15 protein-coding genes are annotated in these 15168 nt (G+C 59.3%); 9 read left to right on the top strand and 6 right to left on the bottom strand.

Going from position 1 to position 15168, the window contains the following annotated elements:
* Positions 1–129: a hypothetical protein gene (locus ACRWA7_RS23320; protein ID WP_438396876.1), complete on the bottom strand. Its 129-nt coding sequence runs from the start codon at positions 127–129 to the stop codon at positions 1–3.
* Here ACRWA7_RS23320 and copC point away from each other — a divergent pair.
* Positions 128–508: a copper homeostasis periplasmic binding protein CopC gene (copC, locus tag ACRWA7_RS23315; protein ID WP_438396368.1), complete on the top strand. Its 381-nt coding sequence runs from the start codon at positions 128–130 to the stop codon at positions 506–508. The two genes, ACRWA7_RS23320 and copC, sit on opposite strands and share 2 nt — an antisense overlap.
* A gap of 7 nt (positions 509–515) precedes the next feature.
* The gene (locus ACRWA7_RS23310) at positions 516–962 is read left to right on the top strand and encodes a copper chaperone PCu(A)C (protein ID WP_438396366.1); all 447 of its coding nucleotides are present in this window, start codon (positions 516–518) and stop codon (positions 960–962) included.
* 99 nt (positions 963–1061) lie between these two features.
* Here the strand turns inward: ACRWA7_RS23310 and ACRWA7_RS23305 are convergent, their stop codons facing one another.
* Positions 1062–3545 carry a penicillin-binding protein 1A gene (locus ACRWA7_RS23305; RefSeq protein ID WP_438396364.1) on the bottom strand — a complete coding sequence of 828 codons (2484 nt, stop codon included), beginning with the start codon at positions 3543–3545 and terminating at the stop codon, positions 1062–1064.
* Between the two features lie 675 nt (positions 3546–4220).
* Here ACRWA7_RS23305 and ACRWA7_RS23300 point away from each other — a divergent pair.
* Positions 4221–4616 carry a hypothetical protein gene (locus tag ACRWA7_RS23300; protein ID WP_060857116.1) on the top strand — a complete coding sequence of 132 codons (396 nt, stop codon included), beginning with the start codon at positions 4221–4223 and terminating at the stop codon, positions 4614–4616.
* A gap of 16 nt (positions 4617–4632) precedes the next feature.
* Here the strand turns inward: ACRWA7_RS23300 and ACRWA7_RS23295 are convergent, their stop codons facing one another.
* Entirely contained in the window at positions 4633–5046 is a 414-nt protein-coding gene (locus ACRWA7_RS23295) for a DUF2177 family protein (protein ID WP_438396362.1), read from the bottom strand.
* A gap of 189 nt (positions 5047–5235) precedes the next feature.
* Positions 5236–5397, bottom strand: a complete 162-nt coding sequence (locus ACRWA7_RS23290) for a hypothetical protein (protein ID WP_438396361.1) — start codon at positions 5395–5397, stop codon at positions 5236–5238.
* A 78-nt stretch (positions 5398–5475) separates the two neighbouring features.
* Between ACRWA7_RS23290 and ACRWA7_RS23285 the strand changes: the two genes are divergently transcribed.
* Positions 5476–6156, top strand: coding sequence for a PspA/IM30 family protein (locus tag ACRWA7_RS23285; protein WP_060857114.1), 681 nt, complete (start codon positions 5476–5478; stop codon positions 6154–6156).
* A 225-nt stretch (positions 6157–6381) separates the two neighbouring features.
* The gene (locus tag ACRWA7_RS23280) at positions 6382–7590 is read left to right on the top strand and encodes a tetratricopeptide repeat protein (protein ID WP_438396360.1); all 1209 of its coding nucleotides are present in this window, start codon (positions 6382–6384) and stop codon (positions 7588–7590) included.
* Between the two features lie 314 nt (positions 7591–7904).
* On the opposite strand, the gene glgX is transcribed toward ACRWA7_RS23280, so the two are convergent.
* Positions 7905–10115 carry a glycogen debranching protein GlgX gene (gene glgX, locus ACRWA7_RS23275; protein WP_438396358.1) on the bottom strand — a complete coding sequence of 737 codons (2211 nt, stop codon included), beginning with the start codon at positions 10113–10115 and terminating at the stop codon, positions 7905–7907.
* A gap of 230 nt (positions 10116–10345) precedes the next feature.
* Between glgX and ACRWA7_RS23270 the strand changes: the two genes are divergently transcribed.
* From ACRWA7_RS23270 to ACRWA7_RS23255, 4 genes are all read left to right on the top strand, one after another.
* Positions 10346–11752: a DUF2252 domain-containing protein gene (locus ACRWA7_RS23270; RefSeq protein WP_438396357.1), complete on the top strand. Its 1407-nt coding sequence runs from the start codon at positions 10346–10348 to the stop codon at positions 11750–11752.
* Positions 11753–11996: 244 nt separating this feature from the next.
* The gene (mscL, locus tag ACRWA7_RS23265; RefSeq protein WP_060857111.1) at positions 11997–12440 is read left to right on the top strand and encodes a large conductance mechanosensitive channel protein MscL; all 444 of its coding nucleotides are present in this window, start codon (positions 11997–11999) and stop codon (positions 12438–12440) included.
* 360 nt (positions 12441–12800) lie between these two features.
* Complete coding sequence (locus tag ACRWA7_RS23260) at positions 12801–13292, top strand: hypothetical protein (RefSeq protein ID WP_060857110.1); 492 nt, start codon at positions 12801–12803, stop codon at positions 13290–13292.
* Positions 13293–13718: 426 nt separating this feature from the next.
* On the top strand, positions 13719–13928 hold the full coding sequence (locus ACRWA7_RS23255; RefSeq protein ID WP_060857109.1) for a dodecin: 210 nt from the start codon (positions 13719–13721) through the stop codon (positions 13926–13928).
* A 120-nt stretch (positions 13929–14048) separates the two neighbouring features.
* Here ACRWA7_RS23255 and ACRWA7_RS23250 read toward each other — a convergent pair whose 3' ends face one another.
* Positions 14049–15152, bottom strand: a complete 1104-nt coding sequence (locus ACRWA7_RS23250; protein ID WP_060857108.1) for a BMP family ABC transporter substrate-binding protein — start codon at positions 15150–15152, stop codon at positions 14049–14051.
* Positions 15153–15168 lie beyond the last annotated feature (16 nt).

Genomic DNA, 15168 nt, shown 5'->3' with positions numbered 1-15168 from the left:
TCAGCCCGCCGCGCCCTGCACGCCCGTGTTCGCGGCGCTTCCTCGCGCACCGCCTTTCTTCGCCTGATTCGCCGCAATGCCGCTGGCTGTATCGCCGGCACCTTTTTCTCGCGCAAACAGGATCAGCATGAACTCGTCTCTTTCAAACACCGCAAACGTGCTCAAGCATGGCGCGCTCGCCGCTGCCCTTCTGGTCACGGCCCAATTCGCCGTGGCCCATGCACTGCCGAAGCACCAAAGTCCGGCGCCCGACGCGACCGTAGAAGCGCCGCACGAAGTTGCTATCGATTTCTCGGAAGGCCTGGAGCCCACCTTCAGCACGCTGATTGTCGTGGATGCGGCGGGCAAGCAGGTCAACAACGCAAAGTCAGCCGTCGATGCCACTAACAAGAAGCATATGAGCGTGGCGCTCGGCGAACTCAAGACCGGCGCGTATCAGGTGGAATGGACTGCGGTGGCCGAAGACGGGCATCGTACGCAAGGCCACTACCTATTCAACGTGAAGTGATCCCCACATGAAAAAACGCACACTGATTCACGCTGGTTTGCTTGCAGCAAGCGCCATGGCCGTATCGAGCACGCAAGCCGCGACACTCTCAGCACACGATTGCTGGATCCGCTTGATGCCGGCGAGCTTGCCTTCATCGGGCTACTTCGTGGTGTCGAATAACGGCGATAAACCCGCTACGCTCACCGGCGCTGAAACGCCCGCGTTCGGCATGGCGATGCTGCATAAATCGAGCAGCAACGGCAGTACATCGACCATGGCAATGGTTGATTCCGCCGATGTCCCCGCGCACGGCACGCTGACATTTGCGCCGAGCGGCTATCACCTGATGCTCGAAGACGCGCCCAAGCCGCTCAAAGCCGGCACCACAATTCCATTGAAACTAACGTTCTCGGACCAGTCGAGCATTAGCACTCAATGCGACGTGAAACCGGCGTCAACGCTCGGCAAGTAAGTTCGCAACGCCTAACTTGCCGGCCATAATCGCCGCACCATAAAAAACGCGCCGCAATCAGATTTGCGGCGCGTTTTTCTTTTGGCTTTTTATATCGGCTCAATGGCCCTTGAAGAGATTCATGATCTCCTGGCGTTCAGCCGGAGCAACATCCGGTGGCGGAGGCGGCGGTGTCAGGCCGCCCGGTCCCACGCCACCCACGGCATCGCTGGAACCTTCCGCGGGATTCGCCGTATCCATGCCGATACTCGCGACAAAACCATTGCCCGGGGTTTTATCGGCGAAGAACAGGTCTCCGTCAATGCTCGTCAGGCCTTCAGGCATTTCCATTGGCTGCTGAGGGATCTTGGCGAGCGCATGCTGCATGAACTCGACCCAGATCGGCAGCGCAAGTTGCGCACCGAACTCGCGGCCACCGAGCGACTTCGGCTGGTCGTAGCCCATCCACGCGACAGCAACGAGTTGATGCTGGTAACCCGCGAACCAGCCGTCCTTGGCGTCGTTGGTCGTACCGGTCTTGCCTTGCAGGTCGTTGCGCTTGAGCACATTGGTGCCCGAACCCGTGCCGGCCGTTGCGACCGAATGCAGCAAGCTGTTCATCACGTAAGCATTGCGTGGTTCGAGGGTTTGCGGTGCGTTGTTCCCCGCCAGCAGCGGATTGGCGCGCGAGATCACGGTGCCGCGCGCATCGGCGACCTCACCGATCAGGTACGGATTGATTCGCGAGCCGCCGTTTGCAAAGACCGAATAACCGCCCGCCAGTTGCAGCGGCGTGACGAGACCCGCGCCGAGTGCGAGCGGCAAATATGGCGGGGTTTTATCGGCATCGAAACCGAACTTCTGCGTGACGTAATCCTGCGCATACTTCGTGCCGATGAACGACAAAATCCGGATCGATACCAGATTCTTCGACTTCTGCAACGCGGTGCGCATGGACATCGGGCCATCCGGCTGATCGTCGTCCTTGGGTTCCCACGCCTGCTGACCTGGCGATGTAGGCGGGAAATATAGCGGCGCGTCGTTGATGATCGTCGCCGGTCCAAGACCCTTTTCGAGCGACGCCGAATAGATGAACGGCTTGAAGCTCGACCCCGGCTGGCGCCATGCCTGCGTGACGTGATTGAACTTGTTCTTGTTGTAATCGAAGCCGCCAATCAGCGCACGAATCGCCCCGTCCTGCGGCACGAGCGAAACCAGCGCGCCCTCCACTTGCGGCAACTGCGTGATCGTCCAGTTGTCCTTCGCGTCCCTCATCACCCGCACGATGGAACCCGGCTTGATCTTCACCGCTTGCGGCGCGTTGGCACGCAGGCCGGTGGCGACAAAACGCAAGCCATCGCCGGTAACGGTCGCCGGATCGGCGTTGACAAATTCCACCACAACCTGCTTTGGGTTCACCGACGTCACCACGCCCGCAATGATGTCGCCGTTGTCGGGATGATCGGCGAGTGCGTCGTCGATGGCCTCATCGCGGTCATCCGGGTTCGCCGGCAAATTGACGAAACCTTCCGGCCCGCGATACCCATGGCGCCGCTCGTAATCCATCACGCCTTTCCGGACCGCGCGATAAGCCGCGTCCTGATCGACGGAATCGATGGTCGTAGTCACCGAGAAACCGCGCGTGTAGGTTTCGTCGCGATACTGCGCGTACATCATCTGCCGCACCATCTCCGCGACGTACTCGGCATGCACGCTGTATTCGGTGCCCGCCACTCGGGCGTGCAATTCCTCGGCGCTCGCTTGATCGAATTGCTCCTGCGTGATGAATTTCAGATCGAGCATGCGCTTCAGGATGTATTGCTGGCGGATTTTCGCGCGCTTCGGATTGACCACCGGGTTATACGCGGACGGCGCTTTTGGCAGGCCCGCGAGCATCGCGCATTCGGCGAGCGTGAGATCCTTCAGATCCTTGCCGAAATACACCCGCGCCGCCGATGCAAATCCGTACGAGCGCTCGCCCAGATAAATCTGGTTCATGTACAACTCGAGAATCTGGTCCTTGGTCAGCGCCCGCTCGATCTTGTACGCGAGCAGCATTTCGTAGATCTTGCGTGTGTAGGTCTTCTCGCTGGAAAGGAAGAAGTTGCGCGCGACCTGCATGGTGATCGTGCTCGCGCCCTGCGATGCACCGCCATGCAGGATATCGCTCACACCTGCACGCGCAATGCCGACAAAGTCCACGCCGCCATGCTCGTAGAACCGATAGTCCTCGATTGCGAGCACGGCTTTTTTCATCTGGTCCGGGATTTCGTCGAAGCGCGCAATGCGCCGGCGTTCCTCACCAAACTCTCCAATCAGCACGTGATCCGCCGTATAGATGCGCAGAGGCACTTTTGGCCGGTAATCGGTGATGGCGTCGAGCGAAGGCAGATTCGGCCCCATCACCACGAGCGCATATCCCACGATCAACGCGCCAACGATTGCCATGACGGCGATCAGTCCGACAAACCACAGCAGGAGGCGCAGCGCTATGGAGGGTCCGGCGGAGGCGTGACCGGAAGGTTGGCGATAACGGTAAGGACCGTCTTGATCCCGGTCATCGCGGGGTGCGTTCGAGGATTTTGGTCGTTTGATAATTGGCATGACTGGATTTGAACGGTGCGCTTCTGGGGCGCCCGGTGCGCCACGCCAACCTGCCGCGTGACGATGAATGTTGAGGCTGCAAAGCCAAAAGCCCTTTGCGCCTTGAAGCTGAATGTGCAGCCGTCGTCATGGATGAGCTCTGCGGCTCGGACTGCGAGTCGCATGCGTTGCACGCCGATGTCCCCGGACTGGCTGCGCGTTCCCGCGGCTGGGCCATTATGGCGTTGTAAGAAAGCTGCAACGCCCACGGCCCCGCGCAGAATAACAGCGCATTTTAAAGAATTCGAGCGACGAGCACCGGCGGAGCCCCGATTTTTTTGTAAGTAAATTCATTGTGAGACCTTTGATACAGACCGAACGCACCGTTGATGCGGAAAGGTTTTCCGCTTTTCGCACGTGCGCGCGCGCGGCCGCACGGCATAGGAAAGCGGGCTTTAGCATTCTCATCTGCACAATGCAAGTTGCTGATGCCGCAAGGCTTCCTTAGCTGTCTCGCGCGCGCTGCGCCGTTCACGCACATAAGCACGCGGCAGCGCTAAAACGATATGATGGATATATTGATTGCGCGATTTTGCCTGACTCCGTACTTGCAGCGCACATTCAAAGCGTTACCTGTCGTGCTGCTGACGGACGTTGACCGGCCGTGCTTGCGTGGCCCCTGCATGTGAGGCGCTCATGACCACCAAACCCAGCGAACGCATCGTTGTTTTTGTCACCCCGGCGCAGAAACTTGCGATCACCAACACGGCCGACGGCCTCGGCATCAGTGTCAGCGAACTCATGCGGCGCGCCGTACTCAGCTTCAATGCAACCAGCGAGCAGGTCAAGGTCGCGGGGCTTGTCGATCGGCTGCGTGCGCCAAAAACGCCCGATCCGCTGAATGTTGCATTGAGGCAAGTTGCCGAACGCGCCGCGGCGCGCGAGGCGCGAGATGCCGCTCAGGTCGCGAGGGAAGCCAGCAAACAGACGCTCGCGGCGGAAAAAGCGGAAGAATCGAACGCGGATTACACCGATGACCTTGCGTCACCGGATGCATCGGACGAAGACGCGTCGCTCTCCGGGCGTCCCTGAACAGCTTCAGGTCGCCTCAAGTCGCCGCAGCCACGCGCGCGGTCACAGCGACTGCAACCGCGCAAGCCGCCGCACTCGCAAACGCGCCCCACGCAATATCGATAAAAACCAGCGTCGCGCTCCAGCCCTTGAGCGTCGCCAGATTCGTGAGGTCGTAGGTTGCATACGCGACGACCCCGAGCAACGCGCCGCTGATCAGCCCGCGCATGACACTTGGCTCTGCCACACTCGGCATGACGCAGAAATAAACCAGCCCCGCGACATAGATGACATAAAAGACCGCCGCCGCGCCGAAATTCGGCTTCGGTAGGAGCAACTCGCCAATTTCCCGCTGATAGAGATTTCGCGAAACCACGCCGAGCCAGATGGCGTCGAGAATCAGGAAAACGACAGCGGTGACGGCAAACGCGACAAGAAAGGTCTTCGACATGAACGATCCATTGAATGCGTAAAGAATGGCTGAAGCCTCGGTGAATTTTCTGGCCCGGCGCGCATCAGTGCGCGCACCGTCAACCGCTTGGTGTACCGTTGTGCTTGACCGGGGCCGGTTGACCCGTTAAGTCCGGTTTAAGCCGATGCATGGTTTAATTCGTTGGCCCGGATGTGTCGGCAAATGCCGTTAAAGCCAGCCGAAGATTGAAACTCTGCCCTCGCTGCGAAGCTCGAAACAAAGTGTATCGGCGAGCTTGCAATCGGCGCGCCCGGCCTGATTTACCTGACGCACGAAGCCCGGCGACGCAATGCGCGCCGCGTTCGGGCAACTTTTAGAGCATGCGTTCATCGGATATTCGTGAACGTTGCAGCACCGTCCGCCGAATGGTCCACCGCTAGGCAGCCGACTTATTTCAGGAGGAAACTCATGTCGCTTTTGGATTCCATCTCGCGCACCGTCAAGGGCCTGTTGAACGACGCCGCCGACACCGTTCAGGACCCGTCGCGAGACGCTCGTCAGATCGTGCGCGAACTCGACGACAGCATTGCCAAAGCCGAGAACTCGCTGATCGAAATCGAGGCGCAGGTTGCCACGCAGCAGAGCAAGCGCGACGTCGCGGCCGAAAAGGCCAAGAAGTACGAAGAAGGCGCAAAGCGTGCGCTGCAAGGCGGCGACGAAGCGCTGGCCCGCGAAGCGCTGAGCGCGCAAGCCAATGCCGAATCCGAGCGCGACGCGCTGGCCGCTGAACTGGCGACGCTGGTTCCTTCGACGGATCATCTCAAGCAGCAAATCGAAGATATGCGCCAGCGCCGCAACGAGCTCAACTCGCGCTCGAACATCCTGCAGGCCAAGCAGCAGATCGCGACCGCGAAGGATGTCGCCGCGACGGCGCTGGGTGGCATTGGCGGGAAGAACCTGTCGGAAGACTTTCAGAAGCTGGAAGACAAGGTGCAGCTATCGAACGCGCGTTCGGATGCCCGGCTGAACTCCGCCGATCAAAAGAGCGGCAAGGCGCTCGACGACAAACTCGCAGCGCTTACGCGCGGGCCGTCAGTCGAAGATCGCCTGGAAGCACTGAAGAAGCAGATCAATCCGCCAGCGCAGTAAGCTTCACTCGTGCATGGACGGCGCGAAACTTGCGCCGTCCATGCACAAGGGCGCTGTAAAGTCACGCGGCAAGCAGGCAGGAAAGCTCGCGCACCATTACGCGCCACGCCGTGAACAAACGACGCAGAGGTCTGCCATTCAACGGCGCGCTCTGCGGGCAACGTCCGGATATTGCATCGACATGTCGCACCGAATGGAGACGGGTGCAAACGCCCCGGTCCGCAGATGAAAAAATATGTGATGGCGCTGGCTGCATCGCTCATGCTGGTTTCGGCCGCGGCGTTTGCCGTGCCGAGCGCCGGCCAGATCGAACAGTCGATGACGCAAGGCAACTGGAGCCAGGCCGACTCGCAACTGAGCGAGGTGATCCAGGCGCATCCGAACAACGCCAAGGCGCGCTATCTCTACGCGCAGGTGCTGGATCGCGAAGGCCGTCCGGCGGATGCGCTTGCCCAGATCCAGCAGGCCAGGACGCTCGACCCCGCAATCAAGTTCACCGATCCGTCGCGCTTCAACGCCATGGAAGCGCGGATTCGCTCGGATGCGAACCGCGTGAATTCATCGGCGAATCTGGGCGGGCAGATGAGTGAGCGTTCTTCCGGCAATGCGATGACGTCGGTCACGCGCAATCCGTTCAATCAGGGCGCAGTAGCGGCTCCCGAGAAGCACGGCCCGTCCATGGGAATGTGGGTCTTGCTCGCCGTGGTGATCGCCGGGATTGCGCTGGTGTTGCGCTGGGGCCTGAAGCGCGCGCGTTCCACTGAGGACGGCCAGGCAGATGCGGATCGCCGCACACAGCTTAAACGCGCGACGGAACTGCTCAACGACGTACGCTCGCTCAAGCTCGACGTGCGTTTATCGACGCAACCGGGGCACGAAGGGATGCTTAAGGAAGTGGAAGGCATCGAGACACAACTGCGCCAGATGGTCGAGGCGTTGTCGAACTCGAAGAACCCCGTGCCGCCGTATGCGATCGAGGATCTGTCGAATCAGATCGACAGCGTGCGGGCGCGTTCGGAAGGACGCCCCGACCCGCGCGCCGCAGCGCCGGCTGCGAGCGCCGCCGACAACCAGTCGGTGTATGCGCAGGAAGCTGAGCGTTTCGGTCGCACCGCGCCAGGTCAGCCGCCTTACTCGCCCTATCCGCAACAACAGCAGCCGCCTGTCATCGTGCAGCAAGGCGGCGGTTTCGGTGGCGGCCTGGGAGGGTTGCTCGGCGGTGTGCTGCTCGGCGAAGCGCTCTCTGGCGGCAATCGTGAACGCGTGATCGAACGCGAAGTGCCCGTGGATGTGGACGACGAATTGCGCCGTCGAGGCGGCGGCAACAACGGCGGCGGACTCGACTTCGGCAACGGCTCGAACGACTGGAGCGATAACGGCGGCGGCGTGGATTTGGGCAGCAACGATTCAGGCGACTGGGACAACAATAGCTGACCGTTTGCCGCGAAACCGAAAAACGCCGGACGATTTGCATCGTCCGGCGTTTTTTTTCATCCCCCGCCAAGAAACCGCAGCAGCGCCCACAGGAACTTGAAGAATCCGACCACGAATTCCCAGATCCGTTCTAGCTGATCCCAACCGGCGACACGCAAAAACGCCGCCAGCATCATGTTCTACGAGCGCGAGGAACAACACGCGGCATGGTTGTAAAAAGCAGGCAGAAGCGGAATGTCAACGGCTTTGAAGGTTTCATGACCCGCATGATAGCCGCTGTGACTACACTCCGACGTGAATACGCCCTGCGTTCATCAACTTGCGCTATTGCCCTCTTCCTTACCTTCCGGTTCCACTTCGTCTGTCAGCGCTTCCTCAAGGCGCTTGAAAATGCGTTTCGTCGCGCCCCGGGCGTGCAGCGCGAACAGCAACAGCGAGCGTCCTGTCACCTGATACACCGCACCCGAATCGAAGTCTTCGAGTTCCTCGCGGATTGGTGCGTTGGTGTCGATCAGGCAGCTCCACTGGTCACTGCCCGGAATTTCGGGCAGCGTGTAATCCACGACATCGTGATGCGCGTTGACGACCAGCAACAAGGTGGCATCCGATGCCGGACGTCGAATGCCAGTGGCCTGGGCGCGGCCGTCAATGACAAGACCGAAGCAGCGCATTGCCGGATCGTCCCATTGCTCGGGCGTGAGTTCGTCGCCCGATGGACTGAACCATTTGACGTCGGCCACCTGCAGGTCTTCGTGGAACTCGCCTGTGAGGAAACGCCCCCGCCGCAGCACCGGCAGCGTATGACGTAAGGTCGTGAGCTTGCGCACGAAGTCGATGAGGGCGCGACCGTCTTCATCGATATCCCAGTTCACCCAGCTTATGTCGTCGTCCTGGCAATACGCATTGTTGTTGCCTTGCTGCGTGCGGCCAAATTCATCGCCGGCGAGGATCATGGGCGTGCCTTGCGAAAATAGCAACGTAGCCAGCATGTTGCGTTTCTGGCGTTCGCGCAGTGCGCGGATTTCCGGGTCGTCGGTCGGGCCTTCCACGCCGCAATTCCATGACCGGTTGTCCGAACTGCCGTCGTTGTTGCCTTCGCCGTTTGCCTCGTTGTGTTTTTCGTTGTACGAGACGAGATCGTTCAATGTGAAGCCGTCGTGAGCGGTAATGAAATTCACGCTCGCCCAAGGGCGGCGTCCGCGATGGTTGAACTTGTCGCCCGAACCCGTAATGCGCGTGGCCAGTTCCGCTGCCACGCCCTCTTCGCCCTTCCAGAACTCGCGCACGGTATCGCGAAATTTATCGTTCCATTCGGCCCAGCCGGGCGGGAAACCGCCCACCTGATAACCACCCGGGCCGCAATCCCACGGTTCGGCAATCAGCTTCACGCTGGACAGGATTGGGTCCTGGCGGCAACTGTCGAGAAAACCGCCGCCTTCGTCGAATCCGTAGGGTTCACGGCCGAGAATGGTCGCAAGATCGAAGCGGAATCCATCGACGTTCATTTCCGTCACCCAGTAACGCAGGCTGTCGGTCACCATTTGCAGTACACGCGGATGCGACAGGTTGAGCGTATTGCCCGTGCCGGTATCGTTGATGTAATAGCGCTTGTCGTCCGGCAGGCGATAGTACGAAGCGTTGTCGATGCCTTTGAACGAAAGAGTCGGCCCGCGTTCGTTACCCTCGGCCGTGTGGTTGTACACCACGTCGAGAATCACTTCGAGCCCGGCTTCGTGGAAGCGGTCGATCATCTGCTTGAGTTCGGAAACGGCACCCGGGCCCTGCGCGAAAAAGCGCGGATCGGCCGCGAAGAAGCCGATGGTGTTATAGCCCCAGTAGTTCGTGAGGCCTTTGTCGGTGAGATGGCTGTCGTTCACGAACGCGTGAATGGGCAGCAGTTCGACCGACGTCACCCCAAGACTCTTGATGTGCTCGATCACCTCCTTCGTGCCGAGGCCTTCGAACGTGCCGCGCAAATTTTCGGGCACGGCCGGATGGCGCTTCGTGTAGCCGCGCACATGGGTTTCGTAGAAGATGGTTTGTTCCCAGGGCACGCGAACGCGCGTTGGGTGAACCCATGAAAAGCTCTGGTCCACGACCTGGCACTTTTGCATGAATGGCGCACTGTCGCGTTCGTCGAAACTCAGGTCTTCGCCTTCGTCATCGAGCGTGTAGCCGAATACCGCCGGGTCCCACTTGAGTTCGCCGACATGCGCCTTCGCATACGGATCGAGCAGCAGCTTGTTCGGATTGAACCGATGCCCGTTTTCCGGTTCGTACGGCCCATGAACGCGATACCCATAGACCGCGCCCGGCTTCAGCCCGAACAGATAGACGTGGAAAACTTCATCGGTGTATTCAGGCAGTTCGATGCGCTCGAGTTCCTTCTCGCCGTTTTCATCGAAAAGGCAGAGTTCGACTTTCGTGGCGTTCGCGGAGAACAACGCGAAATTGACGCCCTCGCCGTCCCAGGTCGCGCCCAACGGAAACGGCGAACCTTCGGCAATGCGGATATCGTGAGCCATGTATGCGGATGTCCAGGTATTTGGGTCATGCGATCGATAATTGGTGCGCGTGGTTTCGGCTTGGGCATTGGAGTCCGGTAAACTTCGAACTGCATCGCCCAGTATTGCCACGGGCAGAAACTATTAGCAGGTTACGTGCCTGTGTTGATCAGGTTGTCGAGCAGAATGGGCGCGCACCATGCTGTTCACATGTCTCGGGACACCGCCATCTATTGACCAGGAGACCTCTCTTGCCCACTCAACCCGTCTCTGCTCCGATAGCGTCAGGTGCCACTCCGAATGGCAGTGCCGAGGAAAGCCGGGCACAAGGCCGCTCGTTACGCGACACCGTTCCGTTCAATGCCCACGCCGCCTGGCAGCCCGAAAGCGACAGGCCGGATCCCGTGGAGCGCGTGCTTGCAAACAATGCCGGCCGACAGGAACGGCTCGTGCCGTTGCGCATGGCGCGCATGGCAGTCTCCCCGTTTGCGTTCCTGCGCGGCGCGGCGAACGTGATGGCGTGGGACCTGGCGCGAACGCCGTCCATTGGACATCACGTGATGATCGACGGCGATGCGCATCTCAATAATTTCGGCCTTTTTCGCACGCCGCGTCAGGACGTGGTGTTCGACCTGAACGACTTCGACGAAACCATCGTGGCTCCCTGGGAATGGGATCTCAAGCGGCTGACGGCGAGCATCAACGTGGCGGCGCGGGAAAACGGGGTCGATGCCAGCGGCCGCGAACACGCTGTGCGCACGGCCTGCGCGGGGTACCGAACGACCATGTCCGCGCTATGGCAGATACCTGCCTACGATATCTGGCAGATGCGTTCCTACGCGAGCGTGCTGCATATCGAAGCGCCCGTCACACTCAATTCCGCCGAAAAGGCGACGATTGCGAAAGCGGTCGAGCGCGCAATGAAGCGAAGCCACGCGACGATGCTGGCGCGCGTGGCCGAGCCTTACGGCAAAAGCTGGCGTTTTCGAGAGGATCCGCCCATTCTCACGCGGCTCGACGCAGCGGAGACAAACCACGTGATCCAGGGATTGCGCGGTTATATGCAAACAATCGCCGGTGAGTGGCGCACGATGCTCGAACGCTATGACGTGGTGGATGTGGCGCATCGGGTGGTCGGTGTCGGCAGTGTCGGAACGCGCGCATATTTGGTGCTGCTGCTCGGGCGCGCACATGGCGATCCGCTGTTCATGCAGGTGAAGGAAGGCATTGTGCCGGCCGCCGCGCCTTTTGTCCCGGCCATGCCCGAGCCGTTCAGCCATCAGGGACGGCGCGTGATTCACGGACAGCGCCTTCTGCAAAGCTCGTCAGATCCGTTGCTTGGCTGGACCACCATTTCCGGGCGCGATTTCTATGTCCGGCAGATGAAAAACATGCGCGGATCAATTCCTGTCGACTGGCTGCACGGCGCGACTTTCGATTTCTATGCGTGGTGCCTGGGATTGCTGCTGGCGCGAGCCCATGCCCGTACCGGCGATGCCGCGCTGATCGCAGGCTATTGCGGCAGTTCGGATCGGCTGGATACCGCTTATGCGCAATGGGCCGAACTCTACGGCACGCAGACCGTCGCAGATCACGCCGCGTTCGTGCAGGCGATCGCGCAAGGTCGCGTCAAAGCCGCGCCTCCGGAGGAAAGCTGAGCCGATATCTTCTCCACGTAGCCCAACTCCACAGCGGCGCAAAGCGTCGTCCAACTGGGTCTATTGCTCAAAAAACCAGGGACGGAAATGCAATCGATTGGCTATTATTGCCATAATTCGTTTCAAACTGTGCCGCCGGAGTCATGCGAGTCTTCGCGAACGGCGGCGCGAAGTTCGCTGGATACGATCCAATGGCACATCCCTTGCTGCCGATTCTTATGAACTTTAATGGAGGAAGCAACGCATGAGCATGATTCAGGAATTCAAGGCCTTCGCCCTCAAGGGCAATGTGATGGATCTGGCAGTCGGTGTGATTATCGGCGGCGCGTTTTCGACCATCGTCAATTCGATCGTGAAGGATCTGATCATGCCGGTCGTCGGGCTGGCAACAGGCGGGCTCGACTTTTCCAATTTGTTCATCAAGCTCGGTGATATACCGCCCACATTCAAGGGAAATCCCGGTTCGTATAAAGATTTGCAAACCGCAGGCGTGGCCGTGTTTGGCTATGGATCGTTCATTACCGTGTTGATCAACTTCATCATCCTTGCGTTCATCATCTTCCTCATGGTGAAGTTCATCAACAGCCTGCGCAAGAACGAAGCGCCCGCGCCTGCTCCTGCAACGCCGGAAGATGTGCTTCTGCTGCGCGAAATCCGTGACTCGCTCAAGGGCTCGCCGCGCGTTTGAGGCAGAGCCGTAGCTCGACCTTCGCAATTGATTCAGCCGCGATACACAAAGCCCGCGTTGGCCGCCGCGGGCTTTGTGTTTTCTGCATGCACCGTTGCGGGGACGCCCGTTCGTGACATTCGCTTGAATTTTCCTCGCAATTTTTGGCGCAGCAGGGTTTCGTAGGTCTATTATTGAGACATGAATGCCATGCGAGCCGCAGCGGGGTTTTCGGCAAGATTCGTGCGGCGTTGCACGAGAGGTCGAGTGACTCGAGTGTTGCGCCCTTATCCTGAATCGCCGTGAATCCACCACATCGATGTGCTATAAAAGATCGACGTGTCCAGACAAACGAGCGGCCCGCCAGACGGGAGTGGCCGCATGAGGACGCTGCGTTTTTTGCAATTCTTTTTCAGGCGAATTTTTATGTCCTTCCCGAAAAAGCGTAGACGCGCGAAGGTCGATGGCGACGAGTCGTTTCTCGCCGTGCTGAGGCATTTCAAGCCGTTCGGCCAACTCGATACGAAGATCGCACGCGCCCGCGCGCAGGATGAGCCGGTGTTGTATGCGCATGTCCTGCCGGGACTTGACGTGCTTTTGTGCAGTGTGAGGGGCGCGCAGCCGCCGTATCCGGCTGTGGAGGAATTGCACCGGCGGTGCGTTGAGTGCATTACCAATGCGCTGGAGCAGCCGCTCGATGGACTTGAGAACGGTGGGTATTGGTATGAGGCTAATGGGTTCGGATTTCTGGTATTTGCCAGCCGGGCCAGGACGCAGATTTTGAGCGAGTTTGGCGCGGGCGCGGCGAGTTCAAGGACGAGGCGCGGGGCCAGGCGTCAGGATGCGGGGGATGCGGCTTCTCGATTGAGATAGGGGTTTTTTTCGCACTTGGGGTGTTAGAGCGCTCTTGGGTGCTGCGTTTTGGGTTTCGCGCGTTCCGTTTTAGCTGTCATTTTTAGCACTGTTAGCCACTATCCGTGGCGGGACTTCATTTCTTTGTCCAACGGCGACAAAGAAACGAAGCAAAGAAAACGCCTTCCAACCGCTAATTCTTAAGTGTCCCAAGCGTGCAATTCCATCTGCTTGGGACTTCAAAAGAACGCTCGGCGTAAAACACCTGACAGTTGAAACCCTCCCCCTCCGTATTCCTACATCCACACGCTTCGCCGCACGTGTTCTCGGGCAAGCTCGCAGGCCCACGTATCTTTGTCCTTCTCTTGTTTTTTAGGCTCGAGTTTTGCTGGGTCTGCATGACGATTCATGTCCTGAACCGCGCAACGCCACCCAACCGGAGAATTCATGACCGATCACGTCTATAAGCAAATCGAACTGACTGGCTCCTCAACTCAGTCCAGCGACGACGCCGTGCGCGTCGCAATCGAAAAAGCATCGAAAACACTTCGTAATCTTCACTGGTTCCAGGTCACCGAAACCCGCGGCCAAATCGAAGACGGGAAAGTCGCCTACTGGCAAGTCACCCTCAAAGTTGGACTGCGAATCGACGATTAGGATTAATCGCGACGCAGACAACAAAGGCCGCGCTCTTTCCCGAGCGCGGTCTTTTCATTTGACAAGAAAGTTGACACACATTAAGTAAGTCTTGCGCGTACAGCTACTCATCACCCCAGGTCACTTCGGCAACGCGCCATCCACACCTTCCACGTACCAGTTGATTCGCTGCAATTCCGGATCAGTCAGATTCTTGCCAGCTTCGATCTTCACCGCGCCCGTTTGATCCTTCACCGGTCCCATGAAGACATCCCATTTTCCGCTTTGCAACTCCTCACGCTTGGCCTGGACCGCCTGCATCGCTTTAGCCGAGACAACGGCCGTGTTCATGTCCTCGATATCAACCGCCTTCTGCGGCATCCCCAGCCACACCGGATCTGTCTTGACCTTGCCAGCCAGAAGCTGCTCGACCATGGAGTTGTAATACACGCCCCAGTGCGACACCACGGACCCCAAGTGCGCGCTCGGACCAAACTTCTTCATGTTCGAATCCCAGCCAAATGCATAAACCTTTTTCTCGGCGGCAGTGGCAAGCGTTGCGTTCGAATCGGTGTTCTGCAGCAAGACATCCGCGCCCTGCCCAATCAGCGTTTCGGCCGCCTGCTTTTCCTTGCCCGGATCGAACCAGCTATTGATCCAGATAACCTTCGTGTGAATCTTCGGATTCACCGACCGCGCACCCAGCGTGTACGCATTGATGTTGCGGATGACCTCGGGAATAGGCACGGACGCCACAAATCCCAGTGTGTTCGTCTTGGTCACGTACCCCGCCGCGACGCCCGCGAGATATGCGCCCTGATACATCCGGTTGTCGTAGACGCCGAAGTTCTTGGCCTTTTTATATCCCGTCGCGGTCAGGAACGTGATGTCCGGATAGTCGCGCGCCACTTTCAATTCGAAGTCCTGGTAGCCGAAGCTCGTCCCTAGAATCACCTTGTTGCCCTTCGCAGCGAGATCGCGGAACACGCGCTCGGAATCAGCTGATTCCGGCACGTTTTCTACCCGCGTGATCTTGATCTTGTTGCCGTACTTGGCTTCTATTTCCTTCGTGCCGGCGTCGTGGGCAAAGGTCCAGCCTGCATCGCCGGGGTTTGCGAGGTAGACGAATGCAACGCCCGGCGCGTCCGCCGCCCGCGCGGGCACCGAAACCATCGCGGCCGAGAGCGCGAGCATCGTACCCACGGCGCCCGCCGCGCCCAACGTATTCAGCCAGCTTTTCTTCATCGTGATTCTCCTGTCG

Source organism: Caballeronia sp. DA-9 (assembly GCF_051615025.1).
Taxonomy (GTDB): Bacteria; Pseudomonadota; Gammaproteobacteria; order Burkholderiales; family Burkholderiaceae; genus Caballeronia; species Caballeronia sordidicola.
The sequence above is the reverse complement of the archived record's forward strand: the minus strand, read 5'-3'. Positions and strand labels throughout refer to the sequence as shown.